The organism is Ferruginivarius sediminum, assembly GCF_003344765.1.
Lineage (GTDB): Bacteria > Pseudomonadota > Alphaproteobacteria > Kiloniellales > Rhodovibrionaceae > Ferruginivarius > Ferruginivarius sediminum.
In genome coordinates, this window is record NZ_QPMH01000012.1 from 60,099 (window position 1) to 78,897 (window position 18,799).

Below are 18,799 nucleotides of genomic sequence, written 5' to 3' on the forward strand. Positions count from 1 at the left end.
CACACGCGTTTCGATGCGTTGCCGGCAGCTTCGGGAACTGGCCACACGCTTCGCCAGCCTGTGTAAAGAACGGGCGGGGGCGATGTCGGCCGATAACGTTGGCCGGTTCTTAAGACACAGACAACGATAAGGCGCCCATCGCTTGCGTGCGGCACGCGGATCGTTCCGGCAAGACGGCCGGCAGCGGTCGGCGTCGCGACCATCGAGGAGATATGCCCATGCCGTCGGATCGCGATGCCGAGGAGCCCGGGTTGGAGTGGTCGTCTCGGACACCTCGGCCCGGACAGGCAAGCCCCGAAGACCGCCTTCCCTCCGAAGGTGATCTGGCTGGCCGCGGGGACGACTACGACGATTACGACGACGATCTCGACTACAACGACCCATGGGATGCCGAGAGCGGGGAGTTGGGCACGCCGCTGACGCGGGCCCTGCTGAAGGCGGGTGTCGCCGTCATCGCCGTCGCGGTCTTCGTCGGCGTGATCTGGTACGCCTATAGCTGGGGAACCGGCCAGGACGGCGGCGGTCAGGCGCTGCCCGTCGTGCGCGCCGACAAGAGCCCGGAAAAGGTCCGGCCCGAGGATCCCGGCGGCATGGACGTTCCGTATCAGGACAAGCTTGTCATGAACGAGAACGGCCAGGATGGCGGCGAGGCGAAGGTCGAGCGGCTGCTGCCACCGCCCGAAACGCCGCAACCACCGGAAGCCGATCCCTCCGCGGTGCAATCGTCGACAAGCATGGAAGATGCCACGCCGCCTACCGACGGCGCCGGCGCCGCGTCCGCCACGGCCGAGGATAGCGACAGTGCCGCTCCGGCGGCCGGGGACCAAGTTGCCCAGGTACCCGAAGCGGACATGCCGGAGATGCCGCCCGCGCCAAGCGAAAATGGCGCTGCCAACGCAGAGCCGGAACCGGCGGAAGTGGAGTCGACGGAAGCCGAGGATGGTGCGGCCGCGGCAAAGCCTGGAAGTTCAACGGCGTCCTCCGGTGGACAGAAAACAACCTCCACGGCCGACGCGGCTTCCACGGCTACGGCGGACCAGGCCACTTCTGCCAACGGGGCAAACGAAACGGCACGGAAGACGGTGCGGCTCAACGCCGGCGACCTAGCCATTCAGTTGGTAGCATTGCAAAGCGAGGCGGCGGCGAAGCGTGCCTGGAAACAACTCCAGGGAAAATACCCCGGACTGCTTGATGACCAAAGGTTGTCCTTGCAGCGCGTCGATATTGACGGTAAGGGCACTTTCTGGCGCGTGCGGACCGGGCCATTTCCCAACCGGGCGACGGCGGAGGATATGTGCGCGCAGCTCAAGGCCAAGGGCCAGGACTGTCTTGTTGTAAAGGAGTAGGTTATGCCGCGCGCTGTGGTCCTCGGCTGCTCGGGCCCCGTTCTGGGGGATGACGAGCGCCGATTTTTCGCCGAGGCCGATCCCATCGGCTTCATCCTGTTTGGACGGAATGCGGAATCCCCGGACCAGCTTCGCGCGCTGGTGAGTGATCTCCGGGCGGCTGTGGGGCGCGACGATGCGCCGGTGCTGATCGACCAGGAGGGCGGGCGCGTGACGCGCCTTGGCAAGCCGCACTGGTATGCGCCGCCCGCGGCGCGGGTGTTCGGCCACATGTCGAACCGGCGCCCGCAGGATGCCAGCAAGGCGGCTTACCTGAACGCGCGCATGATCGCCGCGGACTTGGCGGACGCCGGTATCACCGTCGATTGCGCCCCGGTGCTCGACCTTCTGTGGGAAGAGGGGCACGACGTCATCGGCGACCGCGCATTCTCAAGCGAACCCGCCGTGGTTGGAGAACTTGGATATCAAACATGTAAGGGACTGATGGAAGGCGGCGTGCTGCCGGTCCTGAAGCACCTGCCGGGTCACGGCCGGGCCAAGGTCGACAGCCACGAGGCGCTGCCGGTCGTGGACGCGCTGCACATCCACCTCGCGAATAAGGATTTCCGGCCCTTCATCGAACTGGGAGAGGCGCCGTGGGGTATGACCGCACACGTCGACTTCTACTATATCGACGGGGACAAGCCGGCGACGGTCTCTCCCAAGATGATCAACATCATCATCCGGCAGGAGATCGGCTTCCAGGGCGTCCTGATCTCCGACGACCTCTCGATGAAGGCCCTGTCCGGCAACCTGCGGGAGCGGGCCGAGGCGACGCTGAACGCCGGCTGCGACTTGGCGCTTCATTGTAACGGCCGGCTGGACGAGATGCGGGAGCTCATGGAGGGCGTCGGCGAAATCCGCTCCGAGACCGCCGACCGGCTTGCCCGCGCCGAAGAGATGCGCCTGGAAACGCGCACAGACGATTTCGACCGCGAGGATGTGCAACGGCAGCTTGACGGCCTGATGCGGGAGTAATAGCCAAGGCGGGACAGTTATGGAGCCCCGCTTGTGACTCCGATGCCGCCATTCGAGGAGGATCAGCCGCGCGCCGAAGACGAGGAAGCCGGTGTCCAGCTTGTCCTCGACCTCGATGGGTTCGAGGGCCCGATCGACGTGCTGCTTCAGCTTGCACGCGATCAGAAGGTGGATGTCACCCGCATATCCATTCTGCAGCTTGCCGAGCAGTATCTCGGTTTCGTTCGCGAGGCACGGCGGCTGCGCCTCGAACTGGCGGCGGACTATCTGGTCATGGCGGCGTGGCTTGCGTTCCTGAAATCGCGCTTGCTACTGCCCGAGCCCGAGGGCACCGAGGAAGAACCGAGCGGCGCGGAGATGGCCGCCGCCCTGCGGTTCCAGCTTCAGCGGCTGCAGGCGATGCAGGATGCCGGGAAGAAACTGTTCCGCCGGGCCCGACTGGGGGTGGATGTCTTCCCCCGCGGCGAGCCCGAGGATATTCCCGTTGTCACTACGACCCGGTTCCAGTGCTCGCTTTACGAGCTGCTCAGCGCCTATGGCCGGCAGCAGCGGCGGGCCGAGCCTGCAAGCCTGCGCGTCGATGCCATGGACCTCTATTCGGTGGAGGATGCGCTGGGACGGCTGCGCCGTCTACTCGGCGTGGCGCCGGACTGGCACACGTTGGCCAGCTTCCTGCCGGGCGAGCTGCAATCGGGGTTGCACCGGCGCTCCGCTTTCGCCGCCACCTTTGCGGCCAGTCTGGAGTTGTGCCGCGAAGGGCAGTTGGAACTGCGTCAGGACTCCACTTTCGGTCCCTTGTTCCTGCGGGCGAAGCCGCCGGCGGACGACGAGGCCGGCGGTGCGGGCGACGACAAAGGCGATGATGGGGACGGGAGCGGCTGATGAGCGACGACCGCTTTGAGCGGCTGCGCATCCTGGAAGCCGTGCTGTTCGCCTCGGGCCAGCCGCGGACGCCGACCGAACTGGCACGCCACCTGCCGGACGGGGACGATATCGAGGAATTGCTGGCCGAGCTGCGTACCCTCTATGCCAATCGTGGTATCGAACTGCGGCAAATCGGCAAAGGATGGGCGTTCCGGACAGCGGAGGACCTGGCTGGCAAGCTGCGAATCGAGCAAACGGTGACGCGCAAGCTCTCCCGCGCGGCCATCGAGACGCTTGCCGTCGTCGCCTACCATCAGCCCGTGACGCGGGCGGAGATCGAGGAAATCCGGGGCGTCGGGCTTAGCAAGGGCACGCTTGACACGCTGCTGGAGGCCGACTGGATTCGCCCTTTCGGTCGGCGCCAGACGCCGGGACGTCCCGTCACATGGGGAACGACCCAGGCCTTTCTCGATCACTTCGGATTGTCGCGGATCGGGGACCTGCCTGGCATTGAGGAGTTGAAGGCGGCGGGCCTGATCGACGCCCGGCCCGCGTTGACGGCGTTGACCGCGCGGGGCGAGCTTACGGAGGTTGGCCAGGGCGAGGACGTCGAATCGAAGGGCGCCGCGCCGCAAGACGCGGAAGACGGTCTCGATCCAGACTTCGGCGAGGATCTCGTTCCCGAGGATCGCGAGGACGAGGACTGAGCTTCGGCGGATCACAACGACTGAGCGATTGGCGCGGCAATGCAATCGCGTATGTTGAAGCGCGCCGTTCGTCGGCATAAGTAAGCGCTTGACGGATTCCCACCGCCACACTGGACGGAACGCGAGACGCCGGCAATGGACGTGCTGAAACTCGAACATGTCAGCCATAGCTTTGGCGAGGTCCAGGCATTGGACGACCTCTCGCTGAGCATAGCGGCCGGCGAACTGGTCTGCCTTCTGGGGCCGTCCGGCTGCGGCAAGACAACTGCCCTGCGTATCGCCGCCGGGCTGGAGCACCTGCAACATGGCCGGGTTCTGCTCGACGGACGGCCCGTGGCGGACGCCAAGCGGGATATGCCCCCGGAACAGCGCAGCGTGGGCCTGGTCTTCCAGGACTACGCGCTGTTCCCGCATCTTACCGTGCTGGAGAACGTGACCTTTGGCCTGCGCAAACAACCGGCGCGCAAGCGGGAGGCGAGGGCGAGGGAGGTTCTGGATCAGGTGGGCATGGCGGACTATGCGGAGGCGCACCCGCACATGCTCTCCGGCGGCCAGCAGCAGCGAGTTGCAGTCGCCCGCGCTCTGGCCCCCAGGCCCCGCGTGATGCTGTTGGACGAGCCGTTCTCCGGATTGGACGCTGCGCTGCGTAACCAGATTCGCGACGAGACGCTACACGTGCTGAAAGAGAGCGGCGCGGCAACATTGATGGTGACGCACGACCCGGAAGAAGCCATGTTCATGGCCGACAGGGTAATTTTGATGCGTGCGGGGCGGATCGTGCAAGCTGGCCCGCCGGCGCAACTTTATGCCGCACCCACCGACAAGTTCGTGGCAAGCTTTTTCGGCGATATCAATCGCTTGCGCGGCATCGTTCGTGGCGGGCGCGCGGCGACGCCATTCGGCGACGTCGACGCGCAAGGGCTGGCGGACGGCACGGAAGTCGAAATTCTGATCCGTCCCGAAGCGTTACGCTTGCAACCGTTGGGCGGGGAAGCTAAGCCTGGACATCACTCAGCGCGCGTGATGGCGGCACGCCTCCTCGGGCGCAGCTCGATGGTTCACCTGAGTCTCGACAACTGGGGCTCGACCGATGACGGAGGGCAGGATGTCCACCTGCACGCGCGGATACCGGGACGCTTCCTGCCGCCGGAGAACGAGTTGCTCGAGATCCATCTGGATCGGAGCCAAACCTTTGTTTTCCCGGCGGAAGGTGCAAGATAAGTGCGTAGAGGGTGGACGTTGCGGCTACAACGGGTTTCTGCGATAGTCGCGCTAGGCGCAGGACCTCAGCTTTAGATCCAGGGAGATCCCGTGATGGGAACGTTCAGCATTTGGCATTGGCTCATCGTGCTTGCGGTGGTGCTGCTGCTGTTCGGCGGCGGCGGCAAGATTCCGAAACTGATGAAGGACGTCGGTAGCGGCATCAACGCCTTCAAGAAGGGCCTGAAGGACGAAGAGAAGAAGAAGGCCGGTGACGAGGGCGGCGACGAGGCGCCGAAGGCGATCGAGGGCGAGACCACGACCGCCAGCGCGAGCGAGTCCGAATCCGAAAGCCAGAGTCAGGACCGCAAGGCCGCCAACGGCTAAGCGGTTGCCGTGCGCGTGGGGCGCGCGGAATGACGCCAATTTCCTGAGTTAGGCCGGCCATGTTGGATATCGGCTGGTCCGAGATGGCGGTGATTGCCTTACTGGCACTCGTCATCATCGGACCGAAAGATTTACCGCGGGTGATGCGCTCCGTTGGGCAATGGATGCGCAAGGCGCGGAGCATTGCCCGGGAGTTCCAATCCGGCCTCGACGATATGATGCGCGAGACCGAGCTCGACGAGGCACGCAAGACCGTCGAGCGGACGAGCCGCTTCGATGTGGGGCGCGAAGTGGAACGGCACGTCGACCCGACCGGCAGCGTGCGCGAAAGCGCCAGGGATCTGGAGCAGGAAGCCCGGAGCGACGGTGGATCGTCGGATAGTGAGTCGGCGGGTGCGAGTTACCGGCATCAGAACACGCCGACGGCGCCGGCGCATTCGGTGAACGCAGGCAAGCCCGCCGATGATGGCGGCGGCCACGCTGCAAGCGACACGAACGGCAAGGAGCCGGCGGGGACCGGCTCCACGGCCAGCGCGTCCCGTAGCTCCAGCTAGCGACGACGAAGAGGACGCGGGCAGCCGTGAGCGATTACAGCTACAACCAGACGAAACAGCCGCTGCTGGAACACTTGATCGAACTGCGGCAGCGACTGCTGTACAGCGTGATCGCGCTGTTCATCGGGTTCCTGGTTTGCTTCTATTTCGCACAGGATCTTTTCGATTTCCTGGTTAATCCGCTGGCCGAGATCCTGCAGCGCCGTGGTCTTGAGCAAGGCTACCGGCGGATGATCTTCACGGACCTGACCGAGGTCTTCTTCACGCACATCAAGGTCGCGTTCTTCTTTGGCGCATTCATCACCTGTCCGATCTTCCTCTCGCAGGTCTGGCTGTTCGTGGCGCCCGGCCTGTACCGGCACGAGAAAAAGGCTTTCATGCCTTTCATAATCGCCTCGCCGGTGCTGTTCTTCACGGGTGCGGCGCTCGTGTACTTCGCCATCTTCCCGCTGGCCTGGGAGTTCTTCCTGTCCTTCGAGACCCAGGGAATGGGAGATAACTTGCCCATCCAGCTCGAAGCCAAGGTGAACGAGTACCTCGGCCTGGTGATGAAGCTGATCTTCGCTTTCGGGCTGTGTTTCCAGCTTCCCGTGCTGATGACGCTGCTGGCGCGGGTCGGCATGGCCAGTTCAGAGGGAATGAAGAGCAAGCGGAAGTACGCGATCGTCGGCGTCTTCGTCGTCGCGGCCGTCTTCACGCCGCCGGACCCGCTCAGTCAGATCAGCCTCGCGGTGCCGATCATCCTGCTTTACGAGATTTCCATCTGGATGGCGTATTTCGTGGAGAAGAAACGGGCTGAGACCGAGGAAGAAGTCGACCGCGAGCTCTACGACGAGTAAGCAGGCCTCCTCGAAGGTGTAGGGCATGGACGGCCCGGGCGTGAAACCGTATAACGCCCGGGCCGTCGCCGTTTTGGCGGTCCAACCCGATTCTCCGATTGAGCCGCGATGTTTGACCTGAAGCTGATCCGCGAAAATCCCGAAGATTTCGACCGCGATATGAGCCGGCGAGGCCTGGAACCCCAGTCCGGGCACATCATCGACCTGGACCGTCGCCACCGGACGGCGCAGACGGCCTTGCAGGAGATGCAGAACCGGCGCAATGCGGCGTCGAAGGCAATCGGCCAGAAGATGAAGGCCGGCGAGCTTGAGGCCGCGGAAGAACTGAAGAACGAGGTGGCCGCGCTCAAGGAGAAGATGGCCGAGACCGAAGAGGAGCAGCGCCGGCTGGGCGAGGAGTTGGATACCCTGCTGGCGACGCTGCCGAATCGGCCGGCGCCGGACGTTCCGGATGGCGAGGACGAGGCCGCCAACGTCTGCGTACGAAGCTGGGGAACCCCGACATCCTTCGACTTCACGCCCAGGCAGCATTTCGAGCTGGGTGAGGATCTGGGCCTGATGGACTTCGACGCAGCCGCCAAACTCGCGGGATCCCGCTTCGTCGTCATGCGTGGGCAGGTGGCGCGGCTGCACCGGGCGCTGGCGCAGTTCATGATCGACTTGCAGACGTGGGAGCACGGCTATCTGGAAATCGCGCCGCCGTTTCTGGTGCGCGATCAGGCGCTCTACGGCACCGGTCAGCTTCCGAAGTTCAGCGATGATCTGTTCCGCACCGGCGAGGGTTACTGGCTGATTCCCACAGCAGAGGTGCCGCTGACCAACCTGGCGGCAGAGGAGATCCTGGAGGAGGACGTTCTGCCGCAACGGTTCACCGCGCTCACACCCTGCTTCCGGGCCGAAGCCGGGGCCTCCGGCAAGGACACGCGCGGTATGCTGCGCCAGCACCAGTTCGAGAAGTGCGAACTGGTTTCTATCGCCCATCCGGATCACTCAGAGGAAGAGCACGAGCGCATGACCGCCTGCGCAGAGGCGGTGTTGCAGAAGCTGGAATTGCCCTACCGGGTGATGGTGCTGTCCACGGGGGACATGGGCTTTGCCGCACGCAAAACCTACGATATCGAGGTCTGGTTACCGGGCCAGAACCTTTACCGCGAAATTTCAAGCTGCTCGAACTGCAGCGACTTCCAGGCCCGCCGCATGCGGGCGCGTTTCCGCGCGAAGGGAGAGAAGGCGACACGCTTCGTCCATACCCTGAACGGTTCCGGCATCGCGGTTGGCCGGGCGCTTATCGCCGTGATGGAGAACCATCAGCGCGCGGACGGCACGATTGCCGTACCGCAGGCCCTTCGTCCCTATCTAGGCGGCATGGATATGGTGGGTGGCGATGCCTGAATGCCGTCCCCTCGACCTCTCCAACGCGCGTATCCTCGTTACCAACGACGACGGGGTGCAAGCGCCAGGCCTTGATGTCCTCGAAGGCATTGCGAGAAAGCTTTCTGACGATGTCTGGGTTGTCGCGCCGGAAACCGAGCAGTCGGCGACGAGTCACTCGCTGACGGTTCGCCGGCCGCTGCGCCTGCGCCAGCTTGAGGCGCGGCGGTTCTCAGTCGACGGCACGCCCACGGATTGCGTCGTGGTGGCTGTCAGCAAGGTCTTGGCCGACCGGAAGCCCGATCTCGTGCTTTCCGGCATCAACCACGGCAGCAACCTGGGCGAGGACGTGATCTACTCCGGCACGGTGGCCGCCGCGATGGAGGCCGCGCTGATCGGGCTACCGGCTATCGCGCTTTCGCTGGCTCGTCGCGGCAATCATGATTTCTACTGGGAAACGGCCGAGCGTCATGCGCCAGACATAATCCGTCGGGTAGCGGAGGTGGGTTTCGCGCCGGACATGCTGGTGAACGTGAATTTCCCCGATTTACAGCCGGATGAGGTGCGCGGCGCGCGCGTCTGCCGGCAAGGTCGGCGCGACGTGGAAACGGAGGTCGTCGAAGGCGTCGATCCCGGTGGCCGGCCCTATATCTGGATTGGCGACTACATGGTGGACGAGTCGCTTGAGCCGGATACCGACCTGGCGGCGGTTAACGAGGGTTGCATTGCCGTAACGCCTTTGCATCTCGACCTGACCGAGCGGCGGTTGCTCGAAACACTGGGGGCTGCGTTTTCGTGAGCTTGGCGGCGCACAAGATCCGCTTGATCATGCAGTTGCGCCAGGCCGGTATCGCCGATACGGCCGTTCTTGCCGCCATCGAGCGTATTCCCCGCGAACATTTCGTGCCTGAAGCCTTCCAGGATCAGGCCTACGAGAATCGCACGCTCCCTATCGGCCATGGCCAGACGCTGTCGGCACCGGAAGTTGTGGCGACGATGACGCAGGCCCTGAAGGCCGACAGGCGGATGAAGGTTCTCGAAATCGGTATGGGCTCCGGCTACCAGACTGCCGTGCTTTCACGCCTAAGTCGCCGGGTCTACAGCGTCGAGCGATATCGCGACCTGCTTCGAGGCGCCGAGGAACGTTTGCTGGCGCTGCGCCTGCACAACATCACGGCGCGCGTCGGCGACGGGTGGCAGGGCTGGCCCGAGCAGGCGCCGTTCCATCGCATCATCGTCACGGCCGCGGCGCCCGAGGTTCCGGCAAAACTGGTGGATCAGCTTGGGCCGGGCGGGATCATGGTTGTTCCGGTCGGCGCGCAGGGGCGTGAGCAGGACCTGCTGCGGGTCAGCCGGGACGACGAGGGCGGGCTTCACGAAGAGCGCCTCTGCGGTGTTCGCTTCGTGCCGTTGGTCGCTTTCAGTGGCGGGCAGGCTGGCGGCGCCGCCGGCGGATCGGCGAGCGGTTCACTGGCATGACAATTTGCATTGCGGGCATGCCCGTTCGCTGCAACGCTTGGGCTGTCATGACGCGCAACATCGCGATTCTGCTGGCCTGCCTTGCCCTGCTCGGCTGTGCGCGCAGTTCGCCGCCGGCGCCGGTGGTCTATGGCCAGGACGGCGGAACATCGCAGGAGCGCACGAGCCAGCCCCGGCAACAGGCCGAGCAGCCCCGACAGCCTACCAGCCAAGGGGAGCGAAAGGCGCCGAAGGTCGAGAGGCTGGGGCGCACCACGACACCTTCGACGTCGCCAAGCGTTGTCCACGTCCAGGCCGACACGCAGAAGCAGCCAGCCTTCAATCCGAGCAAACCGCGAGGGCGCGCCGGCATTCACACAGTGAAGCGGGGGGACACGGTCTACGGCATCGCGCGGCGCTATCAGGTGCCGCTGCGTTCCGTGATCGACGCGAATAGCCTGCGCCCGCCCTATGTCCTGCGAATCGGAGAGCGGCTGCAGATTCCCGTGCCCCGACGCCATATCGTGGAGAAGGGGGACACGCTTTATGGCATTTCGCGCGCCTACGACGTTGACCTGCACGAGCTTGCGCGCATCAATGAACTTAGGCCGCCCTATACCATCAAGCCGCGCCAAGTCCTGATCGTGCCAGGCGTCGGGAGCCGGGCGGCGGCAACTCGTGTGGCTACGAAACCCGACGACGGCACGACCCGAACGGCCTCGGCGTCCGCGTCCGACAAGGCCAAGTCGGATAAGGCAGGACCGAACGGGACAGTGGCGAAAACCGCCTCGAAGCCGAAGAACCCGGCGCCCAAGCAGACAAAGGCAAAGAATCCATCCCCGGCGGGCTCCACGCAATCGACGGAGGCCAAGCCGGCCAGCATTTCGACCCCGGCCCCGAAAGAGATTCCGAAGCCGCCACCACGCTCGTCCGGCCGCTTCCTCTGGCCGGTGAAGGGCGACATCATTACTCGCTTCGGGCCGCAGAAAGACGGGCTTCACAACGATGGCATCAATATCGCCGCGGCACGGGGGAGCACGATTCGCGCTGCGGAGAACGGCGTCGTGGCCTATATCGGGAACGAGCTGCGAGGTTTCGGCAACCTGCTTCTGATCAAGCACGCCGACGGCTGGATCACGGCCTATGCCCACACCGACCGGATTCTGGTGAAGCGCGGACAGAAGATTCGCCGCGGCCACGCCATCGCGCGGGTTGGCAGTACGGGTGGCGTCTCCCGCCCGCAACTTCATTTCGAGGTTCGCCAGGGCAGCCGGGCGGTTGATCCGCTCAAGGTGCTGGGTCAGCAAAGCGCCGGTTTAACACGCGAAAGCGAGAAAGGCTGGCCAACGGCTACGTCAGAGGCGTACCCAGGCGCCCGGCCAAGTCCTGGATGAACTGCCAGGCAACGCGCCCGCTCCGCGCGCCGCGGGCCATCGCCCACTCCTTCGCTTCGGCCTGAAGCTTTGCCGTGGCCATGTCGAGGCCGTAGTGCGTGGCGTAGCCTTCGACCATCGCCAGGTAGGTGTCCTGATCGCAGTTGTGGAAGCCAAGCCAGAGGCCGAAGCGATCGGACAGGCTCACCTTCTCCTCCACTGCCTCGGAGGGGTTGATCGCCGTCGAACGCTCATTCTCGATCATGTCGCGCGGCATGAGGTGACGGCGGTTCGAGGTGGCATAGAAGGTCACGTTCTCCGGCCGGCCCTCGACCCCGCCTTCCAGTACCGCTTTCAGCGACTTGTAACTGGTGTCGGCCAGGTCGAAGCTGAGATCGTCGCAGAACAGCAGGCAGCGCCGCTCGACGTCCTGCAGGCCGTGCAGCAGGCGTGGCAAAGAGGGGATGTCCTCGCGGTGGATTTCAATGAGGGCCACGGGCTCGTAGCCGCCTTCCTTCGCCGCCACATTCACCGACGCGTGGACGGCCTTGACCAGCGAAGACTTGCCCATACCCCGCGCGCCCCACAGCAGGGCGTTGTTCGCGGGCAGGCCGCGGGCGAATCGCTCGGTATTCGCGTAAAGCTGATCGGCCTGCCGGTCGACGCCCTTGAGGAGCGGCAGGTCGACCCGGTTGACCCGCGCGACCGGCTGCAAGGACTCGCGCTCAGCCTGCCAGACGAAGGCCTCCGCGTCGTCGAGGACAAGACGGTCGCGGGCCGGCGGCGCCTGACGCTCCAAGGCATCGGCGATACGGCGCAGCAACGGTGCCAGCGGCTCGCTGTCCTGGGTCATCTTGTCGCTCTTCGTTTGTTGATCCGGCGGCAAAAGCGGCCGGAGCCTAGCCCCGGCCCCGACGGCCGTCAATTCGGTCGCCGGACGGGCGGATGGTTCGGCATCATTGCAATCCGCACGCGGGCCGTTATAGTCCGCGAAATTGCTGCACATCGTGCCGTCTCAACAGACGGATTTAGGGAGTTTGCATGCTGATCAGCCCGGCTTACGCCCAGGCCGCGGGCGGCGGGCAGGGCGGCTTTGATATCGTCGCACTGCTGCCGCTGATCCTCATCTTCGTGGTCTTCTATTTCCTGCTCATCCGCCCGCAACAGAAGCGGATGAAGGAACACCGCAGCATGGTTCAGGCCCTGCGGCGGGGAGACCGCGTGGTCACCGCCGGTGGTCTTATCGGCACGGTGACCAAGGTCGTCAACGACAACGAGCTGCAGGTCGAGGTGGCCGAGGGCGTGCGTGTGCGCGTCGTGCGCAGCACCGTCCAGGAAGTGCTCTCCAAGACCGAGCCGGCCGAGAAACAACAGGAACAGGGCAAGCAGCAGGCCGCCAACGACCCTGGCGACAAGGGCAAGGGCCTGATGGGCAAGCTGCTTGGCGGCGGGTCCGGCAACGACGGCTCGAAGTCGTAGCCGCACGCGCTGGCAGACGACGGACCGTTCGAAATGTTGCAGATTCCGCGTTGGCAAACCGCGCTGATTGTGCTCGTCCTGCTGATCGGCGTGGCGTTCGCCAGTCCCAATCTCATCAGCCGGCAGGCGACGGACAATATCCCCGACTGGTTGCCGAACCAGCAGATCAACCTTGGCCTCGACCTCCAGGGCGGCTCATACCTGCTTCTTGAGGTGCAGACCGAGGCCGTGATCGAGGAGCAGCTGGACAATCTCGTTGACGAGATCCGGGTTCAGCTCCGTGGCGAGCGAATCGGCTATCGTAACCTCGGGGTGGAGGATGGGGCTGCGACCTTCACGCTGCGCGATCCAACGCAGGCCGCGACGGTCGAAGAACTGATCTCTGATATCGGCGGTCAACTGCAGGTGAGCGTTGGCGAGGACGGCAAGGCCAGCGTGCGCTATGCCGATACGGCCGTGCAGGAGCGGATTAGCAACGCGGTTCAGCAGTCCATCGAGATCATCCGCCGGCGCATCGACGAAACCGGCGTGCGCGAGCCCACCATTCAGCGTCAGGGCGAACGCCGCGTTGTGGTACAGCTTCCCGGCATCGACAATCCCGAGCGCATGAAGGAGATCCTGGGCAAGACGGCACGCCTGACGTTTCGCCTTGTGGATGAGGATGTCAGCCCGCAGAGCAGCCGGATTCCACCAGGCTCGGAGGTTCTGCCGTCGGACGACGAAACACCCGAGGGAACGCCACAGCGCCGTCACGTCGTGCGCAAGCGCGTCATGGTATCAGGCGAGAACCTGACCGATGCGCAGCCGACGTTCCAGCAGGGTCAGCCCGTCGTGTCGTTCAGCTTCGACACCGTGGGTGCCAAGCGCTTCGCCGACGTGACCAAGAACAACGTCAATCATGCCTTTGCCATTGTCCTGGACGGCAAGGTGATCTCCGCGCCGGTCATCCGCGAGCCCATCCTGGGCGGCAACGGTGTGATTTCCGGCAACTTCACGGTGCAGGGGGCAAACGATCTGGCGCTGCTCCTGCGTGCAGGCGCCTTGCCGGCACCGCTGAAGATCCTGGAGGAGCGGACGGTTGGTCCGGGCCTGGGCGCAGATTCGGTGCGTGCGGGAGAGTTCGCCAGCGTACTGGCCCTGGTCGCCGTGATCGTTTTCATGGCCGTCGCCTATGGCCTGTTTGGCATCCTGGCGGACGTGGCCCTGGTCGCGAACCTGATCTTGATCATGGGGGCACTGTCGGGGCTGCAGGCGACGCTGACGTTGCCGGGCATCGCGGGCATCGTGCTGACGCTGGGCATGGCCGTGGATGCGAACGTCCTGATCTTTGAGCGCATCAGGGAAGAAGCGGGCAATTTCCGGGGGCCGGTCTCGGCGGTCGATGCGGGCTATCGCCGGGCGCTGACGACCATCTTCGACGCCAATATCACGACCCTGATCGCGGCCGTCCTGCTGTTCTATTTCGGCTCCGGGCCGGTCAAAGGGTTTGCCGTTACACTGGCGATCGGCCTCGTGACGTCGATGTTCACGGCCATCATGGTCACGCGTCTGCTGGTAGCCGGCTGGCTCCGCCGCCGGCGACCCCAGGCCCTCCCGATCTGAGGAGACGAGCAAGATGGCTCTTATCAAGCGCGTCCCCATCAAACCCGAGTTCAATATCGTCGGCCTGCGCAGGCTGACGATCGGCTTCTCCATTGCGCTCGCGCTGTTGTCGGTGGTGCTGTTCGCTGTCCAGGGACTGAACTTCGGCGTCGATTTCCGGGGCGGCATCCTGATGGAGGTCCGCACCAAGGCTGAAACGGCCGATATCGCGGATTTCCGCGATCGCCTGAACGACCTGAACCTTGGCGATGTGACCATTCAGCGGTTCGGCGAACCGGATACCGTCCTGATCAATATTCAGGAGCAGGAGGGCGGCACCGAGGCGCAGGCTGCAGCGATTGAAAGGGTCAAGGCAACGCTTGACGAGGTCGTCGAAAGCTATCGCCGGACGGAATTCGTTGGACCGAAAGTCGGTGAGGAGCTGAAGCAGGCCGGCATCCTGGCGACGGCGTTGGCACTGGCGGCAATGGCGGTCTACATCTGGTTCCGCTTCGAGTGGCAGTTCGCGGTCGCCGGCCTTCTCGCCCTGATTCACGACGTTTTAGCCACCATCGGCTTCTTCGCCCTGACGCAGCTTGAGTTCAATCTGGGCACGGTCGCCGCCGTGCTAACGATTGCCGGCTATTCGATCAACGACACCGTGGTGATCTTCGACCGGGTGCGCGAGACCATGCGCCGGTATAAGCGCAAGGCCATGCCCGAGCTTCTGAACATGGCCGTGAACTCGACGCTGACTCGGACGGTTCTGACATCGGGCACGACTCTGATCGCCCTGATCGCGCTCGCCATCTTCGGCGGCGCGGTCATCCGCAGCTTCACCTGGGGACTGATCTGGGGTGTCATGATCGGAACCTTCTCGTCGGTTGGCCTGGCGGTTCCACTGCTTATGTTCCTTGGGGTGAAGCCCTCGACGATGAGCACCGGCGAGGAAAGCGAGAAAGAGGCCGCCGAGCGCGCCGCTGGCAAGGCGTCCGTCTGACGTTCCTGTGCCACCGGCCGCCCATTCGGCGGCGGGAGAGCGAAGATGGACGTCACACCGCAGATTGCCGAAGGCAAACAGGTTATCGAAGCCTACGGGGATAAGCGCTTTCGCGTCACCGGCGAGGTATACGAGGGCTCCATCCTCGTTTTCCCGGATCGCACGCTGAACTGGAAGGTTGCCGCCTTCGAGGATCTGACAGTCGAGAGCCTGCAGCCCATCATAGACGCAGCCGGCGACGTCGAGGTCCTGCTGCTTGGCTGCGGCGCGCGCATGGAACTGGTTACCAAGACAGTGCGCGGGCGGGTGCGCGATGCCGGAATTGTGATTGAACCTATGGACACAGGTGCCGCCGCGCGGACCTACAACGTCCTCATGATGGAGGACCGCCGGGTTGCCGCTGCTCTTATCGCGGTATAGGACATCCCCGCAAGAGATTGACATGAAAAGGGCCCGCCGATTGGCGAGCCCTTTTCCAAAAACCGTGACAGTCGCACCAGCAGGGCTTCAGCCCTTCATGCGGCCGGCCACGTTCTCCCAGTCGACCATGTTGTCGAGGAAAGCCTTGACGTAGTCCGGCCGGCGGTTGCGGTAGTCCAGATAGTAGCTGTGCTCCCACACATCGCAGCCAAGCAGCGCGGTCTGACCGGAGAAGCAAAGCGGGTTCACGCCGTTCGGGGTCGCCGTGACCTTGAGCTGGCCGTTTTCCTGCACGAGCCAAGCCCAGCCGCTACCGAACTGACCGGCAGCCGCAGTCACGAAGGCATCGCGGAACTGGTCCCAACCGCCGAAAGCGTCGTTGATCGCCTTCTCCAGCTCGCCGGGCAGGCCCATCTGCTCCTTGCCGCCGCCCTTCTTCATCCAGGGCCAGAACTGATTGTGGTTCCACGCCTGCGAAGCCTGATTGAAAATCTTCGTCCGGTTCGAGTCGTTGTACGTCTCGCGAACGATATCCTCCAGCGACTTGCCCGCGAGGTCGGTACCCTCGATAAGACCATTCAGCGTGGTTACATAGGCGTTGTGGTGCTTGTCGTGATGATACTCCAGCGTCTCCGCGGACATGTACGGATCAAGCGCGTCGTACGCATACGGCAGGTCCGGAAGCTCGAATGCCATATCGGTTCTCCCTCCTCATAGTGTCGTTTCGTGGCGAATGCACGGTCGAGAAAGCCGGCTACCCCTTAGATAGGTATAACGAAAGCGCTGTTAACCGGGCGACCGACGCAAAGCTGTGGACAAGCCTTGGCGGCGGCGGCCGCATGGCCTAGATGTGCCCATACCATGGCCCACGATAACGATACAGAGCTCTCGTACTGCGCCCAGCAACTTCGGCGCTACGACCATGACCGCTTCCTCATGTGCCTCTTCGCGCCGCCACCGGTGCGTGAGGAGATGTTCGCGCTCTACGCCTTCAATCACGAGGTCGCGAAGGTCGCAGAGGTCGTCACCGAGCCGATGGCCGGGCGGATTCGTATCCAGTGGTGGCGCGAAGCGCTGGACGGGCTGTTCGGTGGACAGCCCCGCAAGCATCAGGTGGCCGAGCCACTGTCGCAAGCTATCCGCGCGCACGGCCTTCCGCGCAAGCCGTTCGAGCGGCTGCTGGATGCGCGCGAGAACGACCTGGAGGATACACCGCCGAAGACGCTGGCCGACCTTGAGGGCTATGCGGGAGATACGTCGTCGACGCTGGTCGAGCTGGCGCTTGGCATCCTGGACGTGCGCGACGAGCGAAGCCGCAGCGCCGCGCACCACGTCGGAATCGCCTGGGCCCTCACCGGGCTGGCCCGTGCAGTGCCGTTCCATGCCAGCCAGCGCAGGCTGCTACTACCCGGCGACCTCACTTACGATGCCGGCTTGGACCCGCACGACCTCTTTGAGCTTCGCCAGCCGAAGGAGGTTGCGACAGTCGTGCGGCAGGTGGCCGAAAGGGCGGGAGAGCATCTGGATCAGGCCACCAACATGCGCCGGGATGTGCCCAGGCATGCGACACCGGCCTTGTTGCCGGCGGTCCTCGCGCGGCGCTATCTCCGCGTGCTGGAAAAGCACGGGCACGACCCTTTCCAGCCCCGTGTACAACTGCCGTTACCCGGGCGGCCCCTGCGGTTGCTGTGGGCCGCGACGACGGGTCGGTACTGACGGGCAGCCTACTCCGCCGCCGCGCGCGGCGTGTCGCCGGCCAGCCAGCGGTCGAGGTCGGCAAGCGCCCGCGCGCACTGCGCCGGCTTGCGTTCCTTCCGCTTCACCGGCTTGCCGTTCTCGCCGTAAATCGGTGGGAACAGGCCGAAGTTCACGTTCATCGGCTGGAAGGTTTCCGGATCACCGCCGCCGGTAATGTGACCGAGCAGCGCGCCCAAGGCCGTGGTCGGCGGCGGCGGCGCCGTGTCCTCGCCCAACCGCTCGGCTGCGGCGAAACGGCCGCTGAGGATGCCGACGGCCGCGCTTTCCACATAGCCCTCGACACCGGTGATCTGGCCCGCAAAGCGAATGCGTGGGGCCACCTTCATGCGCAAACGGTCATCCAGAAGCCGGGGCGAATTGATGAAGGTGTTGCGGTGCAGCCCACCCAGACGCGCGAATTCCGCGTTCTCCAGCCCCGGTATCATACGGAACATCTCGACCTGCTGCTTGTAGCGGATCTTGGTCTGGAAGCCGACGAGGTTGTAGAGCGTCCCCAGGGCGTTGTCCTGACGAAGCTGCACAACCGCATAGGGGCGCCGCCCGGTGCGCGGGTCGGTTAACCCGACCGGCTTCATCGGGCCATAGCGCAGCGTCTCCCGCCCGCGCGAGGCCATCACCTCGATCGGCAGGCAGCCCTCGAAGTACGGGGTATCGGCTTCCCAGGTCTTGAATTGCGTGGTTTCGGCATCAAGCAGGGCGTCGATGAAGGCTTCGTACTGCGCCTGATCCAACGGGCAGTTGATGTAGTCGCCGCTGCCCTCGTTCTCACCGCCGGGACCGACCTTGTCGTAGCGCGACTGATACCACGCCGTCTCGAAGTCGATGCTGTCCTTGTAGACAATGGGCGCAATGGCATCGAAGAACGCGAGATAGCCTTCGCCGCTAATCCCTTGTATCGCCTCGGCCAGGCCCGGCGAGGTGAGGGGGCCGGTTGCGACGATGACGCTGTCCCACGCCTCCGGCGGCAGCGAATCCACCGCCTCCCGCCGCAGCTCGATCAGAGGCTCCTGTGCGATAGCGTTGGTAACAGCCTCGGAGAAGCGGTGCCGGTCCACCGCCAGGGCGGCCCCGGCCGGTAGCTTGGCGCCATCCGCCGCCGCCATGATCAGGCTGCCGCAGCGGCGCATCTCCTCGTGCAGCAGGCCGATGGCGTTGTTGGCGGCGTCGTCCGAACGGAACGAGTTGGAGCACACCAGCTCGGCCAGGCCGTCCGTCTGGTGCGCTTCGGTGCCGTAGCCCGGGCGCATCTCATGCAGCACCACGGGCACGCCGCGCCGCGCGAGCTGCCATGCCGCCTCGCTGCCGGCAAGGCCGCCGCCGATGACGTGCACGGAAGAAGGTGAGGACTGTCCCATGGCCCATCAGATAAACAAGCCGGGGGACGACGACAAGACGCGGGATTCAATACGTGCCTGAAACCCCTGCCGTTTTGTCTCCCGCTGAAA

Annotated in this window: 20 protein-coding genes; 17 read left to right on the plus strand and 3 right to left on the minus strand. The window is 64.6% G+C overall.

Annotated features, from left to right (window positions below):
• Window positions 1-218 precede the first annotated feature (218 nt).
• The 12 genes from DRB17_RS13105 to DRB17_RS13160 all read left to right on the plus strand — a co-directional run bounded on the left by DRB17_RS13105 (window position 219) and on the right by DRB17_RS13160 (window position 11,137).
• Window positions 219-1,346, plus strand: a complete 1,128-nt coding sequence (locus DRB17_RS13105; protein ID WP_147274902.1) for an SPOR domain-containing protein — start codon at window positions 219-221, stop codon at window positions 1,344-1,346.
• 3 nt (window positions 1,347-1,349) lie between these two features.
• On the plus strand, window positions 1,350-2,363 hold the full coding sequence (gene nagZ / locus DRB17_RS13110) for a beta-N-acetylhexosaminidase (RefSeq protein WP_114582668.1): 1,014 nt from the start codon (window positions 1,350-1,352) through the stop codon (window positions 2,361-2,363).
• A gap of 42 nt (window positions 2,364-2,405) precedes the next feature.
• Window positions 2,406-3,245 carry a segregation and condensation protein A gene (locus DRB17_RS13115; protein WP_114582669.1) on the plus strand — a complete coding sequence of 280 codons (840 nt, stop codon included), beginning with the start codon at window positions 2,406-2,408 and terminating at the stop codon, window positions 3,243-3,245.
• Window positions 3,245-3,934, plus strand: coding sequence for an SMC-Scp complex subunit ScpB (scpB, locus tag DRB17_RS13120; protein ID WP_114582670.1), 690 nt, complete (start codon window positions 3,245-3,247; stop codon window positions 3,932-3,934). The genes DRB17_RS13115 and scpB overlap by 1 nt, the downstream gene beginning before the upstream one ends.
• 135 nt (window positions 3,935-4,069) lie before the next feature.
• Window positions 4,070-5,155 carry an ABC transporter ATP-binding protein gene (locus tag DRB17_RS13125; protein ID WP_114582671.1) on the plus strand — a complete coding sequence of 362 codons (1,086 nt, stop codon included), beginning with the start codon at window positions 4,070-4,072 and terminating at the stop codon, window positions 5,153-5,155.
• A 93-nt stretch (window positions 5,156-5,248) separates the two neighbouring features.
• On the plus strand, window positions 5,249-5,521 hold the full coding sequence (locus DRB17_RS13130) for a twin-arginine translocase TatA/TatE family subunit (protein ID WP_114582672.1): 273 nt from the start codon (window positions 5,249-5,251) through the stop codon (window positions 5,519-5,521).
• 59 nt (window positions 5,522-5,580) lie between these two features.
• Window positions 5,581-6,075: a Sec-independent protein translocase protein TatB gene (gene tatB, locus DRB17_RS13135; RefSeq protein ID WP_114582673.1), complete on the plus strand. Its 495-nt coding sequence runs from the start codon at window positions 5,581-5,583 to the stop codon at window positions 6,073-6,075.
• A 26-nt stretch (window positions 6,076-6,101) separates the two neighbouring features.
• Entirely contained in the window at window positions 6,102-6,914 is an 813-nt protein-coding gene (gene tatC / locus DRB17_RS13140; RefSeq protein ID WP_114582674.1) for a twin-arginine translocase subunit TatC, read from the plus strand.
• 108 nt (window positions 6,915-7,022) lie between these two features.
• Window positions 7,023-8,306: a serine--tRNA ligase gene (gene serS, locus DRB17_RS13145; RefSeq protein ID WP_114582675.1), complete on the plus strand. Its 1,284-nt coding sequence runs from the start codon at window positions 7,023-7,025 to the stop codon at window positions 8,304-8,306.
• The gene (gene surE, locus DRB17_RS13150; RefSeq protein ID WP_114582676.1) at window positions 8,299-9,084 is read left to right on the plus strand and encodes a 5'/3'-nucleotidase SurE; all 786 of its coding nucleotides are present in this window, start codon (window positions 8,299-8,301) and stop codon (window positions 9,082-9,084) included. Before serS ends, surE begins: the two co-directional genes overlap by 8 nt.
• Entirely contained in the window at window positions 9,081-9,764 is a 684-nt protein-coding gene (locus tag DRB17_RS13155; protein WP_114582677.1) for a protein-L-isoaspartate(D-aspartate) O-methyltransferase, read from the plus strand. The genes surE and DRB17_RS13155 overlap by 4 nt, the downstream gene beginning before the upstream one ends.
• A gap of 47 nt (window positions 9,765-9,811) precedes the next feature.
• Window positions 9,812-11,137, plus strand: coding sequence for a LysM peptidoglycan-binding domain-containing M23 family metallopeptidase (locus tag DRB17_RS13160; RefSeq protein ID WP_161958811.1), 1,326 nt, complete (start codon window positions 9,812-9,814; stop codon window positions 11,135-11,137).
• Here DRB17_RS13160 and DRB17_RS13165 read toward each other — a convergent pair.
• On the minus strand, window positions 11,094-11,969 hold the full coding sequence (locus tag DRB17_RS13165; protein WP_114582722.1) for an ATP-binding protein: 876 nt from the start codon (window positions 11,967-11,969) through the stop codon (window positions 11,094-11,096). The genes DRB17_RS13160 and DRB17_RS13165 overlap by 44 nt on opposite strands.
• A 188-nt stretch (window positions 11,970-12,157) precedes the next feature.
• Here DRB17_RS13165 and yajC point away from each other — a divergent pair, with 188 nt between their 5' ends.
• Genes yajC through DRB17_RS13185 form a run of 4 tightly spaced genes read left to right on the plus strand, consistent with a single transcriptional unit; the run spans window position 12,158 to window position 15,596 of the window.
• A complete protein-coding gene (gene yajC / locus DRB17_RS13170; RefSeq protein ID WP_114582679.1) occupies window positions 12,158-12,595 on the plus strand; it encodes a preprotein translocase subunit YajC in 438 nt (145 codons plus the stop codon).
• A gap of 33 nt (window positions 12,596-12,628) precedes the next feature.
• Window positions 12,629-14,197 (plus strand): protein translocase subunit SecD, encoded by a 1,569-nt coding sequence (gene secD / locus DRB17_RS13175; RefSeq protein ID WP_114582680.1) that lies wholly within the window; start codon window positions 12,629-12,631, stop codon window positions 14,195-14,197.
• A 13-nt stretch (window positions 14,198-14,210) separates the two neighbouring features.
• A complete protein-coding gene (gene secF, locus DRB17_RS13180) occupies window positions 14,211-15,176 on the plus strand; it encodes a protein translocase subunit SecF (protein WP_114582681.1) in 966 nt (321 codons plus the stop codon).
• A 45-nt stretch (window positions 15,177-15,221) separates the two neighbouring features.
• A complete protein-coding gene (locus tag DRB17_RS13185; protein ID WP_114582682.1) occupies window positions 15,222-15,596 on the plus strand; it encodes an Mth938-like domain-containing protein in 375 nt (124 codons plus the stop codon).
• Between the two features lie 87 nt (window positions 15,597-15,683).
• Here DRB17_RS13185 and DRB17_RS13190 read toward each other — a convergent pair whose 3' ends face one another.
• Window positions 15,684-16,292: a superoxide dismutase gene (locus tag DRB17_RS13190; RefSeq protein ID WP_114582683.1), complete on the minus strand. Its 609-nt coding sequence runs from the start codon at window positions 16,290-16,292 to the stop codon at window positions 15,684-15,686.
• A gap of 165 nt (window positions 16,293-16,457) precedes the next feature.
• On the opposite strand from DRB17_RS13190, the gene DRB17_RS13195 reads away from it, so the two are divergent.
• Window positions 16,458-17,312 (plus strand): phytoene/squalene synthase family protein, encoded by an 855-nt coding sequence (locus tag DRB17_RS13195; RefSeq protein WP_114582684.1) that lies wholly within the window; start codon window positions 16,458-16,460, stop codon window positions 17,310-17,312.
• An 8-nt stretch (window positions 17,313-17,320) separates the two neighbouring features.
• Here DRB17_RS13195 and trmFO read toward each other — a convergent pair whose 3' ends face one another.
• The gene (gene trmFO / locus DRB17_RS13200; RefSeq protein WP_114582685.1) at window positions 17,321-18,709 is read right to left on the minus strand and encodes a methylenetetrahydrofolate--tRNA-(uracil(54)-C(5))-methyltransferase (FADH(2)-oxidizing) TrmFO; all 1,389 of its coding nucleotides are present in this window, start codon (window positions 18,707-18,709) and stop codon (window positions 17,321-17,323) included.
• Window positions 18,710-18,799: the final 90 nt, after the last annotated feature.

Excerpts from the sequence above, each read along its gene's own strand:
- DRB17_RS13105 (WP_147274902.1), top strand. The coding sequence starts at position 219 with ATGCCGTCGGATCGCGATGCCGAGGAGCCCGGGTTGGAGTGGTCGTCT.
- nagZ (WP_114582668.1), top strand. The coding sequence starts at position 1,350 with ATGCCGCGCGCTGTGGTCCTCGGCTGCTCGGGCCCCGTTCTGGGGGAT.
- DRB17_RS13115 (WP_114582669.1), top strand. The coding sequence starts at position 2,406 with ATGCCGCCATTCGAGGAGGATCAGCCGCGCGCCGAAGACGAGGAAGCC.
- scpB (WP_114582670.1), top strand. The coding sequence starts at position 3,245 with ATGAGCGACGACCGCTTTGAGCGGCTGCGCATCCTGGAAGCCGTGCTG.
- DRB17_RS13125 (WP_114582671.1), top strand. The coding sequence starts at position 4,070 with ATGGACGTGCTGAAACTCGAACATGTCAGCCATAGCTTTGGCGAGGTC.
- DRB17_RS13130 (WP_114582672.1), top strand. The coding sequence starts at position 5,249 with ATGGGAACGTTCAGCATTTGGCATTGGCTCATCGTGCTTGCGGTGGTG.
- tatB (WP_114582673.1), top strand. The coding sequence starts at position 5,581 with ATGTTGGATATCGGCTGGTCCGAGATGGCGGTGATTGCCTTACTGGCA.
- serS (WP_114582675.1), top strand. The coding sequence starts at position 7,023 with ATGTTTGACCTGAAGCTGATCCGCGAAAATCCCGAAGATTTCGACCGC.
- surE (WP_114582676.1), top strand. The coding sequence starts at position 8,299 with ATGCCTGAATGCCGTCCCCTCGACCTCTCCAACGCGCGTATCCTCGTT.
- DRB17_RS13160 (WP_161958811.1), top strand. The coding sequence starts at position 9,812 with ATGACGCGCAACATCGCGATTCTGCTGGCCTGCCTTGCCCTGCTCGGC.
- DRB17_RS13165 (WP_114582722.1), bottom strand. The coding sequence starts at position 11,969 with ATGACCCAGGACAGCGAGCCGCTGGCACCGTTGCTGCGCCGTATCGCC.
- yajC (WP_114582679.1), top strand. The coding sequence starts at position 12,158 with ATGCTGATCAGCCCGGCTTACGCCCAGGCCGCGGGCGGCGGGCAGGGC.
- secD (WP_114582680.1), top strand. The coding sequence starts at position 12,629 with ATGTTGCAGATTCCGCGTTGGCAAACCGCGCTGATTGTGCTCGTCCTG.
- secF (WP_114582681.1), top strand. The coding sequence starts at position 14,211 with ATGGCTCTTATCAAGCGCGTCCCCATCAAACCCGAGTTCAATATCGTC.
- DRB17_RS13185 (WP_114582682.1), top strand. The coding sequence starts at position 15,222 with ATGGACGTCACACCGCAGATTGCCGAAGGCAAACAGGTTATCGAAGCC.
- DRB17_RS13190 (WP_114582683.1), bottom strand. The coding sequence starts at position 16,292 with ATGGCATTCGAGCTTCCGGACCTGCCGTATGCGTACGACGCGCTTGAT.
- DRB17_RS13195 (WP_114582684.1), top strand. The coding sequence starts at position 16,458 with ATGGCCCACGATAACGATACAGAGCTCTCGTACTGCGCCCAGCAACTT.
- trmFO (WP_114582685.1), bottom strand. The coding sequence starts at position 18,709 with ATGGGACAGTCCTCACCTTCTTCCGTGCACGTCATCGGCGGCGGCCTT.